Genomic DNA, 18,751 nt, shown 5'->3' on the forward strand with positions numbered 1-18,751 from the left:
TTAAAACATAAAATACTTTAGTATGAATGTAATACCAGAAGAATTTCAAATTAGCACTTTATTAAATCAAGATACGTATTTAGTTGATGGAGAATTAAAAAAATGGACTGGCCAGACCACTCCGGTTTTTTCAACAATTTCATCTACTGAAGAATATGGTCCAACTATTTTAGGTTCAATCCCGTTTATGGGAGAAACTGAAGCACTTGAAGCAGTAAATGCAGCCAGCGCAGCGTATAATAACGGTCAGGGATTATGGCCTACCATGAAAGTGACGGATCGTATAAAATGCATGGAAAATTTTGTTACTCAAATGAAAACAACCCGTAAAGAAGTTGTTAAATTATTGATGTGGGAAATTGGAAAATCATTGGGTGATTCTGAAAAAGAATTTGACAGAACCGTAGAATATATCTACGATACAATCGACAGTTTAAAAGAATTAAATAGTCGTAGCGCTCATTTTTCTAAAGTGCAAGGAATAAATGCCATGGTTCGTAGAGGACCGCTTGGTGTTGTTCTATGTCTTGGACCTTATAATTACCCGTTAAATGAGACTTTCTCGTTGCTTATTCCTGCTTTAATTATGGGGAATCCCGTAATTTTTAAACCAGCAAAACACGGTGTTTTATTGATTTCACCTTTATTGGAAGCTTTCAGAAGCAGTTTTCCAAAAGGAGCCATCAATATTGTGTATGGTCGTGGACGTGAAGTGGCGTCGCCAATAATGAAATCCGGAAAAGTAGATATTTTGGCTTTGATAGGAAACAGTAAATCAGCGATTGCATTACAAGACCAACATCCTAATAAAAACAGATTGCGTTTGATATTAGGTTTGGAGGCTAAAAATCCTGCGATAATCCTTCCAGATGCTGATTTAGACTTGGCCATCCAAGAATGTATTGCAGGCTCTTTATCATTTAATGGACAGCGTTGTACTGCTTTGAAAGTCTTGTATGTGCATGAGTCTATTGCAGATGAGTTTAACAAACGTTTTGCTGCCAAAGTTGATGCGTTGGTTTTTGGTAATCCATGGGATGCATCGGTGTTTTTGACGCCATTACCAGAAAAAGAAAAACCAGCTTATATTCAAGAATTGATTGATGATGCTACCAGTAAAGGCGCTGCAATAATCAATGAAAAAGGAGGGAAACATTCTTCTAATTATATATTTCCAGCAGTTTTATTTCCTATAAATAAAGAAATGCGTGTGTATCACGAAGAGCAATTTGGTCCTGTTGTACCTATTATTTCTTTTAAAGACATTCAAGAGCCATTGAATGATATGGCTGAATCGAATTACGGGCAACAAGTGAGTTTGTTTGGAAAAGACATTAAAACGATTGCACCGCTCATTGATGCTTTAGTAAATTTAGTGTGCAGAGTAAACTTGAATAGTTCTTGCCAAAGAGGACCTGATGTTTTCCCTTTTACAGGAAGAAAAGATTCAGCTGTAGGAACATTGAGTATTCACGATGCTTTGCGTTCATTCTCGATTAGAACTTTTGTAGCATCTAAAGACAATGAATATAACAATGCTATTTTGCAGGAATTATTGAGCAGTAAAGAATCTAATTTCATTAATACTGATTATATTTTATAATCTACTTTAATTAAAAAATTTAGCCGTCCGTTTTTGCGAGACGGCTTTTTTATGTAATTGAAGTTTGGCGATGAGATTTTTATGCTCACAAAATTATGTAATGGGTCAAGTCTTTTTTTATAATTATAAAATTTTCATTGCTTTACGGGAAACCGTAAAGCAATGAAAATGAAATCATTTAGATTTGCTGATATAGATTAATTTATGGTTAGTTATCTATACATTAGCAGAAGTCATTTAATGGCACGAAGCCTTCCAAAAGGAAGGATTAGTGCCACTTTATGGCTGCCAGTTGAGTGATTAGGAAAAATGATAAATAGGCCTTAATCGAAACTTATAAAGTTTGATTAATCTGCAAATCAAACTATAAAATAAAAAAGGTGATCCGTTACCAGATCACCTTTTTAAACAAATTATAAATTCTAAAATTAAACTAAGTCGAAACGATCTAAGTTCATTACTTTAGTCCATGCAGCAACAAAATCAGTTACAAATTTTTCATGTGCGTCATGGTATCCGTAAACTTCTGCAAGTGCTCTTAATTCTGAGTTAGAACCAAAGATTAAATCAACTCTTGTTCCAATCCATTTTAATCCACCAGCCATTCTATCACTTCCTACAAAAGCATCATCAGATTCTGAAACGGCTTTCCAAGTAGTTCTTAAATCTAATAAGTTTACAAAGAAATCATTAGTAAGTGTTTCAGGTCTGCTTGTAAAAACTCCATTTTGAGACTTATCAAAATTAGTGTTCAATACACGCATTCCACCTACTAATACCGTCATTTCTGGAGCTGTTAAAGTCAATAACTGCGCTTTGTCAATTAACATTTCTTCTGCAGAAACGGTATATTTTGTTTTTACATAATTTCTAAATCCATCTGCTTGTGGTTCTAAAACGGCAAACGATTCAACATCTGTTTGCTCTTGAGAAGCATCAGTACGTCCTGGTGCAAAAGGAACTTGTACAGATATACCAGCATTAGCTGCTGCTTTTTCAACTGCTGCGTTTCCTGCTACTACAATTAAATCGGCAATAGATACTTGCTTGTTGGTATTGTTAGAGTTGAAATCATTTTTAATGTTCTCAAGTGTTTTTAAAACACGATCTAATTGAGAAGGATTATTTACTTTCCAATTTCTTTGTGGCTCTAGTCTAATGCGTGCACCATTTGCTCCACCACGCTTATCTGATCCTCTAAAAGTAGATGCTGATGCCCATGCGGTACTTACTAACTCTGAAACACTTAATCCAGATGATAAAACAGATGCTTTAAGTGCTTCAACATCTTGCTCGTTGATTAATTCATGTGTAACATTAGGAACTGGATCTTGCCAGATTAATTCTTCGGCTGGAATTTCATTTCCTAAATAACGTACTTTTGGTCCCATATCTCTGTGAGTCAATTTAAACCATGCTCTAGCAAAAGCATCGTTAAACACATCAGGATTTTCAAAAAAGTGTCTTGAAATTTTCTCATATACTGGGTCAACTCGTAATGATAAGTCAGTGGTCAGCATAAAAGGTTGGTGGCTTTTTGAAGGGTCGTGAGCATCAGGAACTGTACCTGCACCAGCATCACCTTTTGGTTTCCATTGATGTGCTCCGGCCGGGCTTTTTGTTAATTCCCACTCAAAACCAAACAGATTTTCAAAATAATTATTACTCCAGTTTACAGGTGTAGTAGTCCACGCTCCTTCAAGTCCACTTGTAATAGTATCAGCACCGTTTCCAGTACCATATGTATTTTTCCATCCTAAACTTTGCTCTTCAAGAGATGCTCCTGCTGGCTCAGCACCTACATAAACATTAGGATCTGCAGCACCATGAGTTTTTCCTAAGGTGTGCCCTCCAGCTATCAAGGCTACAGTTTCCTCATCATTCATTGCCATACGTGCAAACGTCTCTCTAATGTCGCGTGCTGCTAATAGCGGATCAGGATTTCCGTCTGGTCCTTCTGGGTTTACATATATAAGTCCCATTTGTACTGCTGCAAGCGGATTTTCAAGCTCACGATCTCCAGAGTAACGGCTGTGCGGCTCTGTACTTAATGACAACCATTCATTTTCTGGTCCCCAGTAAATATCTTCTTGTGGTTCCCAAACATCTACGCGACCTCCAGCAAAACCAAAAGTTTTAAAACCTGCTGATTCTAATGCACAATTCCCCACTAAAACCATTAAATCTGCCCATGAAACTTTGTTGCCGTATTTTTGTTTTATTGGCCACAATAGTAAACGAGCTTTGTCTAAGTTGGCATTATCTGGCCAGCTGTTTAGTGGTGCAAATCGTTGTGTACCAAAACCAGCACCACCACGACCATCAGCAATACGGTATGTTCCTGCACTGTGCCAAGCTAGTCTAATAAAGAAAGGTCCGTAGCTACCATAATCAGCTGGCCACCAATCTTGAGATGTTGTAATTACTTCTTTGATATCATTTTTTAAAGCCTCTAGATCAACTTTTTTAAATTCTTCGGCATAATTAAAGTTGGCACCCATTGGGTTGTTCTCTAATGAGTTTTGACGCAGAACGTTTAAACTAAGTTGGTGAGGCCACCAGTTGCGGTTACTTGGACCGGTACCCGTACTTTGTTTTGGAGCAGTTGCACCAGAAAATGGGCATTTGCTTTCTCCGTTGACATTGTACGATGTTGGGTTTGTGTTATTTTCCATAGTATGATTGATTTTTTATTTACTTAAAGCGAATTTACCAAAAAGTATCCTTACCTAATTTTATTTTCAATAGATAAAAACTATAGCTATTGATGGTGTTTGTGATTGATAAATTTACTAAAAATGTTTACTTAAACGAGCATCAGTTCATCAGGATATTATTAAGCCAGTATTAAATTCATAAATTAGTGAGAATCGTTGTCCTAAACTTTTATTGTTTTTGGTATGGATGTATTAAAGGTTATAAAAATCTGTGAATTGGTTTACTGTACAATTTAGTCGTCTTGTATTTGAAAGTTTAATGATGACTAAAAATAAATGGTAATTTATTCCCAAACTCGAACAATGTGTAGGAAAGTTAGCAGTAACTTTAACAAAAAATAAAAAATATGAGTTCATTTGAAGATAAAAATAATAGTAGCCAAAATCAGGTAAGCTCTGATTTTGAAGCTTGGGTTGGAATTTTATACTCTTGTATATCTGCAGATAACCAAATTACGGATTCGGAAAAAGCATCATTATCAAGATTGTTGCATTCTAAACAAAAATTTATTGGAATTGATATTGCGCCTCTTTATGCAAAATCATTCAATTTAAGAACGGAATTGGGGCAATTGAAATACATTTCAGCCTGTTGTGAACTAGTTGAAGATGAGGATAAAGAAACTTTATTTGCTCTTGCATTAGAAGTATTGCTTGCTGACGGAACATTGGAAAAAGAAGAAAAAAATGTGATCGAAATTTTATCAAATCGGTTAAAAATTGATGCAGAAATGACCAGTAAAATAATTGAAGTGATTTTCTTGAAAAATAAAGGAAATATCAAAGGGATATGAACCGGCTTTTCTCATATAGTCAATACTTAAAGCAGATTAAATCTATTTTATAACTTCTTTATCTTAAAAATATTACGTAATTTAGAGTATTCAAAATAGTAAACCACAAAACAATAATGACAATTTTATCACTATTGTCTTTAAAAATTATTTATTATCAAAAAGAAAATCAAAATAGCTAAGGAAAATATTCACCAAAGACTGCATCGGGAGCCTTTCATCACACATCCTAGATTGAAGTTTATTCCTAATATCGTGCTCAACCTGATTAGCTTTGCCATTTCACTTGCTGTGGTAGGAACTTTGTTGTATTTACTGCTGAATTATTTGATAATGAAGTTTTATCACTTGGATTAAAAGGGTTTTAAAAATTAAAATTGACAATAAAATTGATAGTACTCATGTTTGTCTTATTAAAAACATCATTTTTATTACCGTAAGTTTCACCCACATTAAATTTGTGAACATACAATAGTTGTGTATCAAAACCCTTTAAGAATCCTTGAAATTCATATCGAATGTCAGCATTAGTCTGCACATAAGAAGGCAAACCGTATTTATTTAATGCAACGTTTTTCACATCTGGTAAATTAATATAACCAACTGCAAGTTGCGATTTGAATGTTTTTTTAGGATTTGTGTATTGTATTTTGGTCATCACGGCATTTACATCTCCAAAGCCTTCATTGCGTTCCCTTGGCATAAATGTATAAAAAGGATCTCGTCCCCATTCTCGTGGCATTAAATACCTTCCTTTGGCTGTAATTCGGTTGTAGTTTACAGTTAACTCCACCGTTTTATTTTTCCAACCGAGCCTTCCGCCAAAGGTTTGTGAGTTGTCATTTTTTTGAAAATAAGTTTTGCTTTGATTTTGATTTCCACCAAAATTTAGCGCGTTTTGGTATATCGTCTGAAACCCAAAAAGCAGTTTTGAGTTTGTATTTAAAGAGTAGGTATAGTCCATTTGGAACAATGCCGAATTGAATATGTTTTCCGCGTACTGATTCCATAAAAGTGTTTTTAGATGCTGTATGGATTCGTTTTGCACACCAAATATATAAATTCCGTTACTGTCCAGATTCCCAGCATAATCAGATTTTGTTCCATCAGGATTCGCTCCGGCTGGGTAGATTCCTATTGATTCTCCCACTTCAAAATATTTTAACGTGCTTCGTGGTGAGATTCCGTAGAGATAGCCCAGATTAATTTTAGTTTTTTTGATTTCATTAAAATCTACCCAAATTCCGTTTACTTCGGTAGGACGCATTCTGCCGTCTTGTAGGTTTACAAAGGAAGTATTCAGGAGCTGTTTTCCGATGGTTATACTCGAATTTTTATAATTGTATTTCAAGTACAATTCTTCTAACCGACTTAAATTGTCTTTGTTTGATGGGTTTTGAATGTCAAAAAGTGCCACTTCATATCGATTTGGTGCATTGGTGATGGAATCTTTTTCAATAAAATCAGAGGAACCAATATTAAAAATATAGTAGCCGCTTACGCCAAATTGAAAATTATAAAATTTTGCAGTTTCAAATTTCACGCCTCCGCCAAGGGCATTCGCATAATAATCAGACAATCCCTTTTCATTATTTGTGTTCATAAAAAAATAGCGAAAATGTCCACTGAAATTTCCCTTTTTGAAAGCATTTAAGATCGACGTGGAATCAATTTTTTCGTTGCTTTTTTCTTTCCAAACTGTTGGCTTTTCTGAAACTTCCTGGTGTTGCGCTTTTGTATTTATAGAAAAAAGGAGGGAGGTAAGTATATAAATTATTGCGAAAAATTTTTTCATTTTTGAAGGTTTAGATTTGGTACAAAAATAATCCCATCAATATAAATGGGAAGTAACTTTTATCACATTGACCCAAAATAACTAAGCCGAATGTTTTATATATTCGGCTTTATAACGTTAGACTTAACGACTTAAATTTTATCTGAAAGTATAATCAACACCTGTAACCTGGGATAACAGTGTTTCTGCAGCATCCAGAATTATAGCATTTTTTTCGGGCGTTGGCGTTACGGGAGAATTCTGTTTTAAATATTCTCTCATTACCGTATGTAAGGTTGAAGTTGTATTTTTGGCATCCATAACGCCTTTCATTCTGCAAAGCATATCTACAGGATCGCCATCACGTTCACATGCCATGATAGTATATATTTTTTCAGGATCGATTGGAATATTTTTTATGGTAATACTTTGCACTCTTTTGTCCATTTCTGCAAAAGCGTTAAATTCTACTTCCATTCCTTTGAATTTCACGACCCAACCGCCAAAACGTTTTGAAGCATCTTGCGCAAAGACATTATTTAATTCTTTTTCGAGCCAGTTTTTCAATTGTTTTCCAGTTACTTTAGCGGTTCTTACAGTGCTGTCCACGGGAAGCATATCAAAGATAAATCCGTTTGTAATTGGAATATTTCCAGTTTCGTCCGGAGTAGTTTTTGGTGGACAAAAACGGAATCCATTAGAAAGATTAATATCTATTTCAGGAAATTTCCAGTTTAGTGCATTCAGAATCATCGTGTCAATAGGATTTTCCACCACAAAATAGCGGTACAAAGGAATCGTGCTGTAACCAATAACCTGATTGATTTTTTCGTGATAAACGGCCTCCTTTTCTTTTAATAATTTCTCGATTGTAGCATCTGGTGTTATTTTTGGAGAATCAACTTCTATTAATTCATAATTGTCTTCAATGACTTTACCGTTCAAAATTGTCAAATCTAATTTTCCAATAAAAGAACCAAATGCTCCCGGTTCTACCACTTTCGAATATTTACAAACAATAGGTTTTCGGACTCTTTCGTGCGTATCACCACCTAAAATATAGTTTACACCTTCACATTCTGGTCGGTTTGCCAATGCTATTTGCTGGGATAAACCTAGATGTGCAATTATAATTACATAACTGCATTGTTCCTGATTTCTTAGCACATCCACATAATGAGCTAGATTTTCTTCGGGATTGGTATATAAGATTCCTTTGCTGTAATTTGGACTTTGTCGCAATGGTACCAAAGGATCTGTGTATCCTAAAAAACCAATTTTTGCTCCAGCAATTTTCCAAATCGTATACGGCTGAAAAATAAGTTCTCCTCGTTTTCCTTCCCCTAAATCATGGTACATATTAGTGCAAATTTTTGGGGCATCGAGAGAACCCATTAAGGTTTGCATTTTTCTTTTTCCGTAAATTACTTCCCAATTTCCCGGAAGATACAAGTCGTAATGCAACGCATTTAAAATGGGAACAAAAGCTTCACCGGTTGTTTCCACGCTTAATTCGCTGCCTTGAAACATATCGCCGGTGTCTATAAGATAGGAATTTGGGTTTTTCTTTTTAAGTTGTTTCAGTAAAGTTGCCATATAAGCATATCCGCCCGTTTTTCTAAAAACTACTTTGTCATTTTCCCAAAATAACTCATCATGCGGATGAATTTGGCAATGTACATCGGTAGTTTGAAGGATAGAAATTGCTTGAGGTTTGCTTCGGTCAATTGCTGTATCCAAGTTTATTTCTTCCGTCTGAGTTGTATTTGCAATAGCGGAAATAGGCGAAATAATGGCAGCACCCAGACCTAAAGTCCCAACTGATTTAAGGAAATTTCTTCGGTTATTGCTCATGGTTATTAGGTTTTCAGGTTAATAGCAAATTTTACAGGAAAAACTATAGTTAAATCTATGGTGTCGCTAGATGCAAAATATAGTTACATTCTTATTTTAGAATCCGCCTTTGATGTACGTCCAGCCTTGTTCTTGTTTTTCAACTATTTCGGCTATTCCTACCGGTACATATTCTACTCCCGGAATCATTTGATCTTTGCTTACTTTTTGACTTTTCATCGTGTTCTCACATACTAAAAAACGAACACCTTTAGCCTTAAGTGCCTTGATTGCTCCTATTTGCTTTGATTTCTCAGACATTACAAATGGTAAACCCATGCTGTGAATCACAACTTCGTATTTGGCATTTGGCCAATGCGTTGTCATATTTTTTAGCTGGTTTACAATTGCTTTCTGTTGTAAAGTATCAGTGGCATTGGTAAACTGAAAAACAATTTTGTGGTTGTTCGGTTTTTTTTGTGCGAATGCAGCAATTGAAATCATACTAAATACAAGAATAAATAAAAGCGTTCCGTTTTTCATAATTGAGTTTTAAGATTGTTTTTTTTCGTTTTTCGTTTTTTCTTCTTTTATAGGTTTGAAAGGTCCGAATTTATGTTGAGCTTCCGTAAACGAATCTGAAAAAGGACCAAAAGGATGATCCACTGGTTTTTTTGAAATATTAGGCCAGTCTTGACTTAAATCTTTCGATGGTCTGTCCAGACTTTCCACATAAGCTGCAATATCCCAGGACTCTTCATCAGATAATTGAGGGTTTTCATAGGTTGCTCCTAGAGGCATATTGTATTTTATGTAGCCCGCAAAACGACTGATTCTAAAAAGCCCCGCCCCGTTATTGTATGAATTTTTGCCCCAAAGTGGCGGATACGTATATTCTTTTTTATCTACTGCTAAAATTCCCTCACCATTCACTTGATGACAACTCGCACATTTGGCATTATAGAGTGCTTTCCCTTTAAGAGGATTTGCTGCACGATCTAAATATTCGAGATCATAGATTCCGGAGGCATTTGCTTCTTTGCCATTGGGAACATTACTGCCAATATATTCTATATACGCAATCATAGCTTTCATCTCTTTCTCGTCTCGTTTCAGAGGCTGGCCATTTAAGCTTCGTTCCATACAATCATTGACTCTTTTATAAAGGTCTTCCACTTGTCCGCTTCGTGCTCTCATTTTTGGATACATCGAATATACGGAACCATAATTGTTTCCCCAAGGTTTTGTTCCGGCATCTAAGTGGCAATTGTTGCAATTCATGCCATTAGTGATTTGTTTCAAACTACCATTTGGGCCCAAATATTTAGCCGTATGTGCAATTAAATCTTTGCCATATTCCACTTCCTGCTTTAATGTTGCATCGGTAATAAGTTTGATATCAGTTGGTTTCCAGAAATTTGCCATTTCATTTTGTAAAATCACTTTTTTCTCTGCTTCAACATACAGGGAATCGAGATCCGATCCACTATTTTGAAACCAAGCGGTGATTGATGAATTGAAAAACACAAGCAAGAACAACCCCATGACTAAGAAAATCATAGTCATAAAGAGATAAATCAGACTTTTTACAAGCGATTTAAATTGGACGATATTTTGTTTTTCTGGAATCATAAATTTATTAATGAGGCAGTTTATCTCTAAAATAGCCATAAACCCAAGTTCCTACTATTGCAAAAAATAGGGTTACAATCATCACGGTTGCACCCGTTCCAATTTGTGCAAACAACGGTCCAGGACAAGCTCCTGTTACTGCCCAGCCTAATCCAAAGATGAGTCCACCATAAATCTGACCTTTGTTGAAGGTTTTGTCATGGAACTCAATTTTTTCTCCATAAATGGTTTTAATATTGAATTTTTTTATCAGAAAAACGGATATTATTCCCACTACAACGGCACTTCCTATAACGCCATACATGTGAAAAGATTGGAAACGGAACATTTCTTGAATGCGATACCAACTGATAATTTCTGCTTTGATGAAAACAATACCGAATAAAATACCAATGGCTAAGTATTTTAAATTATGGTACCACCTGTGTTCCAATTGACTCTCGTTGATACAAACCGTGTCTAAGGAACGCGTTTCGAAATCTGTATTTTGATCTTTTATATTCATAATTAGTAATTTAAAGTGAAAGAATAAATGGTAAAATAATGTTTGCCATAATCAATCCGCCTATGAAGAAACAACATGTTGCAATCAATGATGGTATTTGTAAATTAGACAAACCAGAAATAGCGTGACCACTGGTGCAACCTCCCGCATAACGAGAACCAAAACCAATGAAAAAGCCACCAATGACCATCATAAAAAATCCTTTGAGTGTAAACAAACTTTCCCACGAGAATAATTGTTCTGGTAACATTCCGTAAATTTCAGTAATACCGTAGCCTGCCAATTCGGTTTGTAGATTTCCATCAATGATAATTGGATTAGGATTTGATAAGAAACTAAAGGCAATTACACCACCTAATAAAATACCGAAAACGAAAAACATATTCCAGATTTCTTTTTTCCAATCATATTTGAAAAACTTTATGTTTGCCGGTAAGCACATGGCACAAGTGTGACGTAATGAGGCGCTAATACCAAATGATTTGTTGCCAATAATTAACAAAGCCGGAACTGTAAGTCCAACTAATGGGCCGGCAATATACCAAGGCCAAGGTTCTCTGATTAATTCTAAAATTCCCATATTTATATTTTTGTTACTACAAAGGTTATATTTATAAATGAGTAGTTATGTTACTTTTGTCACACAAGAAAAAAAAGTTAAAAATGACATTGATTTTATTTTTTTAATAACTCATCTAACTTTTCTCGGAACGAATCACTATTCCAATTAGCTGTTCCAATTTTAGCTACAATTACATTTCCTGATTGATTAATAAGATAGGTTGCCGGAATTGTTGAAGATTCCATTTCTACTGGAGGATTGCTTAGTGATTGATAAACGGGAAGAGTCAAATTTTCTTTGACCATAAAAGCATTTGCTTTGTCAAAAGAATCTGTTGTCACAAACAAAAAGACCATTTTGTCCTGATAATCAGTATATAATTTTTGAATGCTTGGCATTTCGGCAATACAAGGCGGACACCATGTGGCCCAGAAATTAATGAATATTATTTTTCCTTTGTATGCTTCTAATGACACAGTTTTTCCGGTGGCATCTTTTAATTGCCATTGATAACTGGAAAGGATTTTTTGTTCTGTTACTGCAATAGTTTTAGGTGAAAAAGCAATTAATCGGTTCAGTTGTACTTTTACAAAAGTGCCCAAAGGACTAAACAAAAGAAGTGCTATTAATACGATAAAAACAATATTTTGAATAGTCGATTTTTTTGATTTTTTTGGTTCCATTTTTTTAATTGTTGTTCTCTAAAAAGAGATGATTTTAGATTAAAATTTGCGGCTTGCTTTTTATAAAGAGTCTTTCGGCATTCGGATTTTAATAATCAGTGACGATACAATGGTGATGACACCAATCAATATAATAGCGTAATTCACTCCAAATAAATCAGCAGTTATTCCTGAAATAATGGCACCTATCGCATAACCTAAATCCCTCCAAAGTCTAAATGTACCAATACTTTCAGCTCTTTGAGTTGGATTTGTGGCTTGGGCAATGGCTGATAAAAAAGTAGGATAAACCAAAGCCGTTCCCAAACCTAAAAAGGCTGAAACGGTAGCCAATTGATAGAATTGTTCTGCAAATGGAATAAAAAGTATCGCAATTCCTTGTAGTAACATTCCCCAAAAAAGCATCTTTTTTTTCGAATATATGTCTGACATTTTTCCGGTTATCAATTGTCCAAAACCCCAAACGGTGGGGTAAATGGCAGTTATAACACCAATGTTTTGTGAATTGTAGTGCAACGAAAGTAAGACAATAGGCAAAAGCCCCCAAATCATACCGTCATTCAAATTATTGACTAATCCAGCTTGGGTTACTGCACTTAACGTTTTGTTTTTGAAAGTAGTTTCCAGAAAAATATTATCTAATTTTTCAGTTGTATTGGTCATGTTTTCTTGCTGTACAAATACTCTTGTATCTTTCACAAAAAACAAAGTCAATAAAAAACCAATTATCGAAATTCCAATTCCCAGATAAAAAGGGTAGGGCGTAATGCCATATTTTTCAGCAATAAAACCCGATAGAAAAGCAACTAGCCCAACGGCAAAATAACCGGCAAATTCGTTAAGTCCCATCGCTAGCCCGCGATCTTTTTCTCCTACCAAATCAATTTTCATCACCACAGTACTGCTCCAAGTGAGTCCTTGACTAATGCCCAAAAGGATATTTGCAAAAATCACCCAATTCCAAGATTCTGCATAAATTAAAATAAAGGGAATAGGTATGGCCAGAATCCAACCAAATAAAAGCAGATTTTTTCGACCAAAGCGATTCGCCAACTTGCCCGTAAAATAATTGGTAATGGCTTTAGTGATACCAAATGCGGTGATAAATGAAAGAATAGCCGTTTTTGAAGCTATACCAAACTCAATCTCAGCAAATTTTGGAATAATGGTTCTTTCCATTCCTATCATTCCACCAACAAAAGCATTTACGATTACCAAAATGGTAAATTGTTTCCAATTTTCCTTTAATCCAATTTTCTTAGTATTCATATTCTATTGTTGAATGGTTCATTTTTTAGTCCAAAAAAAATCAATATTTTTCAATTTATTCTTGATGGAGCATAGGGGAGAAGGTATTATAAAGAGTTGTAAAGGAATCATTCATAATATTCTAATTGGTAATCGCCAATGTGTTTTTTGTTTTCGGAAATGGATTTTTTATGCTTGAAATAGTTTAGAGTTCCAAGTAAAAATATCACGAAAGAAATGACAAAAAGGGCAATTTCAATCAGGAAACTATTTTCCACTTTTAATAAATTTCGCAAACTCAATCCTGCAATTAAAAAGTACATTGCCGTTCTCAGGAAGGCAAGAAAAGTAGATTGATTCGCTAGCACTGTTCGTTGTAACGCTAATCTTTCTCTTAAAATCAAGTCTTTGTTTATTGCTTTTGTGTCTTTCATATCCGTTTTTTTGAATTAAATTCAAAAGGTAGTTCAATAGTTTTTGTTAAATTCAAAGGAATAAATTCATTAGTATCTCTTAAAAGATAATCAAATTTACTTCTTTATTTGAATCAATTTGGAAAATAAAATTTTCTAATAATTGTATCAAATTTCGATTTATAAAAAAATAAACGTGCCGTTTAAAACAAGTACTTTTTTGTTTTAAACGGCACGCTACTTTAATAGTATTTAAAATTTATTTATTGCTTCGTTCACATCCATCCAAGTACCGCCATTAGTGACATTTTTAAAACCGTTTTGTTCCAAACTCATTTTGGCTTGACCGCTGCGATTCCCACTTCGGCAGAAAACAATAATATGCTCTTTTCCTTTAAATTGATCCAATTGATTGGGTACTTGATCCAAAGGAATATTTGTTGATCCTTTTACGTGACCTTCTGCAAATTCTGCAGGTGTGCGAACATCAACAAGGTACGCACCTTCTTTTAGTAATTTTTCCATTTGTGTGGTGTCTTTTTTTGAAAACATATTTTTAAAAATTCCGAACATGATTATTTGTTTTATTATTTTAATACTTTGCTTTGACAAACGAAATCAGTTTTAGGGACAGTAGTTTTAGCTATCGCTCCAAAACCACCTTCGATTTCTGTAAAGTTTCTATATCCTCGTGCTTGCAAAATTGATGCGGCCATCATGCTGCGGTATCCTCCGGCACAATGCATGTAAAAATGTTCTTCAGGATTGATGTCTTTTACCCAATCATTGATGTACGCTAATGGTCGGCTATAGGCTTCATCAACATGTTCTGCCTCATACTCACTTTCTTTACGAACATCGATTATTTTGCTTTCACCAATTTTGACTTCTTTTCCAAATTGTTCCGCCGTGATGCGATTTACAGTGTCGATCTCAAAACCGGCTTTTTTCCAAGCTTCAAAGCCACCTTCTAAATGTCCTATTAAATTATCAAATCCAACTCGGGTTAAGCGCGTTACAGTTTCTTCTTCGAATCCTGGTGCAGTGACTAAAATGATTGGTTGTTTAACATCGGCAATCAAAGCACCTACCCAAGGGGCAAAATCGCCATTGATACCAATGTTTATAGACTGAGGCACATATCCTTTTGCAAAATCACCATTGTCTCTCGTATCCAAGATTAAAGCACCGGTTTCTTCTGTAACAGTTTCAAATTCAGAAGCATTAATTGCTCTCATTCCGTTATTGAAGACATTTTCAAAGCTTTCAATCCCTTTTTTATTCATGGCAACGTTCATCCCAAAATAGGCTGGTGGAGGTAACAAACCTTCCGTAACTTCTTGCACAAATTCGGCTTCAGTCATATTAGCGCGCAAAGCATAATTTGTTGCTTTTTGTTCGCCAATAGTTGAAACAGTTTCTTTACTCATGTTTTTTCCACAAGCAGAACCCGCACCGTGAGCCGGATATACGATTACGTCATCAGCCAGTGTCATTACTTTGTCTCTTAACGAATGGAATAATAGACCTGCCAACTGGTCCTGTGTCATGTGTGCTGCTTTTTGAGCTAAATCTGGACGGCCAACATCACCAATAAATAAAGTATCTCCAGAGAAAATGGCATGCTCTTTTCCGTTTTCATCTATTAATAAGTATGTGGTACTTTCCATAGTGTGACCAGGCGTGTGCAACACTTTTATTTTGATGTTACCAATTGCAAATTCTTGGTTGTCTTTGGCAGAAATAAATTCAAATTCAGGATTGGCATTGGGACCATAAACAATTGCCGCGCCTGTTTTTTTACTTAAATCTAAATGTCCGGAAACAAAATCAGCATGGAAATGGGTTTCGAAAATGTATTTCAATTTCACACCGTCTTTTTCTAACCTTTCCATATACGGTTCAGTTTCACGTAGCGGATCAATTATGGCAGCTTCACCATTTGAAGTAATGTAATAAGCACCTTGTGCTAAACATCCTGTATATATTTGTTCTATTTTCATATTCTTAAATTTTCTTTATTAAATTATAATACAAAGATATAGCATGAATTTAAAGAAGATAGTGACAAATGTTACACAACAAAAAAAGTTGCTGCTATTGTGAAATTTTAAAATATTAATCGTGTGTTTTCGGTGGGTTGCACTACATAACTACTTTTAAAAAATAAAAAAACACCAGCTATTCAACTGGTGTTTCTATTATTAATTAACCAAACTAAAAAATTAATCAATAACTATTGTATGCGTTACAAACTCAGTAGCCGTTTTTTTAAATTTTAAATTGTAGGTTCCTACAGCAGTAGATTTGAATTTGTAAACAACAGTTTTACTTGTTGGCGTCGTTCCGCAATCAGCTCCTTCATACTTAGATTCAACTTCAATCGTTTTTGTGTTTGCAGCTGCAGTTTCGATAAACTTGTTATAAGATCCACAATTGTTGTCCACTGAAAAAGTCACAGTTAATGGAACTTCTACATTTATGTCTCCTGTTACGGCGCCTTCAACTTTTGTTACTAATGAAGTTTTAGTAACTAAATTTGGTGTGTTGTCATCATCGCTACATGATGTGAAAGCTGTTGAAACTAATAATACAATGACTGCTGCTTGTAATCTGAAATTTTTCATAATTATTAAATTTATTTGTTACTCTAAGGATGTTAAAGAGAATGAAAGGTTGCTTTTTGCATTCTGTTAAAAAATGCTTTGGCAATTATTAAACGGTTTATAATCCTTTGAATGAGTCAACTAAAAAAAACATTTTTTTTAATTATTTATTTACGAAATAGGTTTATTACTATGTTTTTCTTCAGATATGGAGCATGTTATTTTTTGTAAAGCACAATTATAACTAAAAAATCCATCCCGATTTTAGTATTAAAAGGAGATGGATATTGGTTCTAAAATGACTCTTACAATTCAACTTATTTTTGACTTTTAGTACTACAGGTTTTATTTTAGAAAAAGCTCTTTGGTTATAATGTAGATTCCCATCACTAAAACAAACCAACCAAAGGCAGGTTTGAGTTTGTTGCCATCAATTTTTTTAGATAATGCTGTTCCAATGAAAATTCCAACAATTGCAAATGCTGAAATGGTAAGAAGAAATTGCCAATTGATTACATTTTCTCCACTTTCTCCAAAGAAACCAATCAACGATTTAGCAGCAATAATGACTAATGAAGTCCCAACAGCTTCTTTCATAGGAAGTTTACTCAATACAACTAATGCCGGAATAATTAAGAAACCGCCACCGGCTCCCACTAATCCTGTGATAACGCCAACAATTGCTCCTTCGATAAGTATGAGTGGGTAATTGAATTTTTGCACTTCAGACTTTTCGGCGATTATTTTTTTATCTTTTTTGATCATGCTGTATGATGCGGCAATCATAATTACGGCAAAAAGTAGCATCATCAACAGGTTTTTTGTAACTATAAATTCTCCTATAGAAAACACTTCTTTTGGAATTGCAGGAACAATCAAAGCTCTTGTGGTAAAAACAGCAATAATTGACGGAATGCCAAAAACAATAGCCGTTTTGATATTTATCAACCCTTTTTTGAAATAGCCCACAGTACCCACAGCACTTGTTAGCCCTACAATAAATAAAGAGTAAGCAGTTGCTATAACGGGTTCGATAGCAAATAAATAGACTAAAACGGGTACGGTAAGAATACTGCCGCCACCGCCAATCAATCCTAGAGCAACGCCAATGAGTATTGATGTAAAATAACCGATATATTCCATAAGTTGTAAAATTTTATACTGCAAAGATTGTCAGTTAAAATTCCACGTACAGTAACATTTATCACATTGGTAATTTTTTTTCAAAAAATAAATTTATCAGGAATGTTTATCAACCAAAAATACTTATAACAGATGTATTTTTTTTTGTTTCATTTTACAAAAAATATAAAACTTAAGTTCTGAATAATTAGACACAAACGGTTAACAGTTTATCTTTTTGAGGTAATTGTTGATCCAGCAGAAGCTATTACCACAAAAATTACCGCTAAAATTTCATTAAAAGTAAGGTATTCTTGTAAAAATATAAAAGCACAAATTGATGCGGCAGCAGGTTCTAAACTCATTAAAATACTGAAGGTGCGAGCAGGAAGTTGTCCCAGTGCTTTCATTTCTAATGTAAAAGGAATTGCACTGGATAATAAAGCGAGAGCTACTCCTAATCCTAAAAGTTGAGGAGTAAGGTTGCTTAACCCATTTCCTAGAATTCCAAAAGGAACAATTAATATAGAAGCAAATAACATTCCTATAGTAACAGCATCTCCACCTTTCATTATTTTTGAAATTTTCCCTCCTAATATTATATAAGCCGCCCAAAGTGCACCAGCCAAAAGAGCAAAGACTACCCCTAGAATATCTAATCCATTATTTGACCATGGAGCAATCAAAACGATTCCAGCTGCAGCAAGAAGTACCCAAAAAAAATCTATTGTGCGTTTTGAACCCAAAACAGCGACTAATAATGGACCTATGAATTCCAGCGTGACTGCAAGTCCAATGGGAATTCTTTCAATTGAAAGATAAAAAATCAAGTTCATTGCACCCAAAGACAAACCGTAGGGGATTACTAATTTCCATTGATCAACAGTTATTTTTTTTAGGTTTGGCCTGTAAACTGCCAATAGGATCAATGCTGAAATACCAATTCTTAAAGAAGCTGTTCCGGCAGCGCCAATAGCAGGGAAAAGACCTTTCGCTATTGCTGCCCCAGATTGCACGCTTATGATTGCCAAAAGTACAGCAGGTAAGGGAGGAATATTGATCTGTTTAAGTTTCATGAAGGGTTGAATATAGGCGGGTAAAACTACAAAATTTATAATTTAAAGTTGGTAATGTTGTAAACAATCATAGAACAATAAAAATCAAGAGCAATGACTTTTGAAGACTAATATGCTAATTTTAATAAATTATATGACACTCCGTTACTAATACCAATGTATTTTATTTTGTCATTTCGACGA

17 protein-coding genes are annotated in these 18,751 nt (G+C 34.6%); 2 read left to right on the top strand and 15 right to left on the bottom strand.

Annotation, left to right across the window (positions count from 1 at the left end):
* Positions 1–22: 22 nt before the first annotated feature.
* Positions 23–1,603, top strand: a complete 1,581-nt coding sequence (locus ACXX80_RS11495; protein WP_458553292.1) for an NADP-dependent glyceraldehyde-3-phosphate dehydrogenase — start codon at positions 23–25, stop codon at positions 1,601–1,603.
* Positions 1,604–2,031: 428 nt separating this feature from the next.
* Here the strand turns inward: ACXX80_RS11495 and katG are convergent, their stop codons facing one another.
* Positions 2,032–4,278 carry a catalase/peroxidase HPI gene (gene katG / locus ACXX80_RS11500; protein WP_458553293.1) on the bottom strand — a complete coding sequence of 749 codons (2,247 nt, stop codon included), beginning with the start codon at positions 4,276–4,278 and terminating at the stop codon, positions 2,032–2,034.
* Between the two features lie 389 nt (positions 4,279–4,667).
* Between katG and ACXX80_RS11505 the strand changes: the two genes are divergently transcribed.
* Positions 4,668–5,114 carry a tellurite resistance TerB family protein gene (locus tag ACXX80_RS11505; protein WP_458553294.1) on the top strand — a complete coding sequence of 149 codons (447 nt, stop codon included), beginning with the start codon at positions 4,668–4,670 and terminating at the stop codon, positions 5,112–5,114.
* A gap of 364 nt (positions 5,115–5,478) precedes the next feature.
* Here the strand turns inward: ACXX80_RS11505 and ACXX80_RS11510 are convergent, their stop codons facing one another.
* The 14 genes from ACXX80_RS11510 to ACXX80_RS11575 form a co-directional block, all read right to left on the bottom strand.
* Positions 5,479–6,909, bottom strand: coding sequence for an OprD family outer membrane porin (locus tag ACXX80_RS11510; protein ID WP_458553295.1), 1,431 nt, complete (start codon positions 6,907–6,909; stop codon positions 5,479–5,481).
* A 138-nt stretch (positions 6,910–7,047) separates the two neighbouring features.
* The gene (locus ACXX80_RS11515) at positions 7,048–8,742 is read right to left on the bottom strand and encodes a bifunctional metallophosphatase/5'-nucleotidase (protein ID WP_458553296.1); all 1,695 of its coding nucleotides are present in this window, start codon (positions 8,740–8,742) and stop codon (positions 7,048–7,050) included.
* A 96-nt stretch (positions 8,743–8,838) separates the two neighbouring features.
* Positions 8,839–9,264, bottom strand: a complete 426-nt coding sequence (locus ACXX80_RS11520; protein ID WP_458553297.1) for a DsrE family protein — start codon at positions 9,262–9,264, stop codon at positions 8,839–8,841.
* Positions 9,265–9,273: 9 nt separating this feature from the next.
* The gene (locus ACXX80_RS11525) at positions 9,274–10,287 is read right to left on the bottom strand and encodes a c-type cytochrome (protein ID WP_458553298.1); all 1,014 of its coding nucleotides are present in this window, start codon (positions 10,285–10,287) and stop codon (positions 9,274–9,276) included.
* A gap of 73 nt (positions 10,288–10,360) precedes the next feature.
* Positions 10,361–10,858, bottom strand: coding sequence for a DUF6691 family protein (locus ACXX80_RS11530; protein ID WP_458553299.1), 498 nt, complete (start codon positions 10,856–10,858; stop codon positions 10,361–10,363).
* Between the two features lie 10 nt (positions 10,859–10,868).
* Positions 10,869–11,438, bottom strand: coding sequence for a YeeE/YedE family protein (locus tag ACXX80_RS11535; RefSeq protein WP_458553300.1), 570 nt, complete (start codon positions 11,436–11,438; stop codon positions 10,869–10,871).
* 95 nt (positions 11,439–11,533) lie between these two features.
* Positions 11,534–12,103: a TlpA family protein disulfide reductase gene (locus tag ACXX80_RS11540; RefSeq protein ID WP_458553301.1), complete on the bottom strand. Its 570-nt coding sequence runs from the start codon at positions 12,101–12,103 to the stop codon at positions 11,534–11,536.
* Between the two features lie 60 nt (positions 12,104–12,163).
* Positions 12,164–13,372, bottom strand: a complete 1,209-nt coding sequence (locus tag ACXX80_RS11545; protein WP_458553302.1) for an MFS transporter — start codon at positions 13,370–13,372, stop codon at positions 12,164–12,166.
* Positions 13,373–13,479: 107 nt separating this feature from the next.
* Positions 13,480–13,785 carry a DUF202 domain-containing protein gene (locus tag ACXX80_RS11550; RefSeq protein ID WP_315208301.1) on the bottom strand — a complete coding sequence of 102 codons (306 nt, stop codon included), beginning with the start codon at positions 13,783–13,785 and terminating at the stop codon, positions 13,480–13,482.
* A gap of 231 nt (positions 13,786–14,016) precedes the next feature.
* The gene (locus ACXX80_RS11555; protein WP_458553303.1) at positions 14,017–14,337 is read right to left on the bottom strand and encodes a rhodanese-like domain-containing protein; all 321 of its coding nucleotides are present in this window, start codon (positions 14,335–14,337) and stop codon (positions 14,017–14,019) included.
* 14 nt (positions 14,338–14,351) lie between these two features.
* Positions 14,352–15,767: an MBL fold metallo-hydrolase gene (locus ACXX80_RS11560; protein ID WP_458553304.1), complete on the bottom strand. Its 1,416-nt coding sequence runs from the start codon at positions 15,765–15,767 to the stop codon at positions 14,352–14,354.
* Between the two features lie 222 nt (positions 15,768–15,989).
* The gene (locus tag ACXX80_RS11565) at positions 15,990–16,391 is read right to left on the bottom strand and encodes a hypothetical protein (protein WP_458553305.1); all 402 of its coding nucleotides are present in this window, start codon (positions 16,389–16,391) and stop codon (positions 15,990–15,992) included.
* Between the two features lie 324 nt (positions 16,392–16,715).
* Complete coding sequence (locus ACXX80_RS11570; protein WP_458553306.1) at positions 16,716–17,513, bottom strand: sulfite exporter TauE/SafE family protein; 798 nt, start codon at positions 17,511–17,513, stop codon at positions 16,716–16,718.
* A gap of 209 nt (positions 17,514–17,722) precedes the next feature.
* On the bottom strand, positions 17,723–18,568 hold the full coding sequence (locus ACXX80_RS11575; RefSeq protein WP_458553307.1) for an EamA family transporter: 846 nt from the start codon (positions 18,566–18,568) through the stop codon (positions 17,723–17,725).
* Positions 18,569–18,751: the final 183 nt, after the last annotated feature.

The sequence above is a fragment of the Flavobacterium sp. GNP002 genome (genome assembly GCF_054343795.1).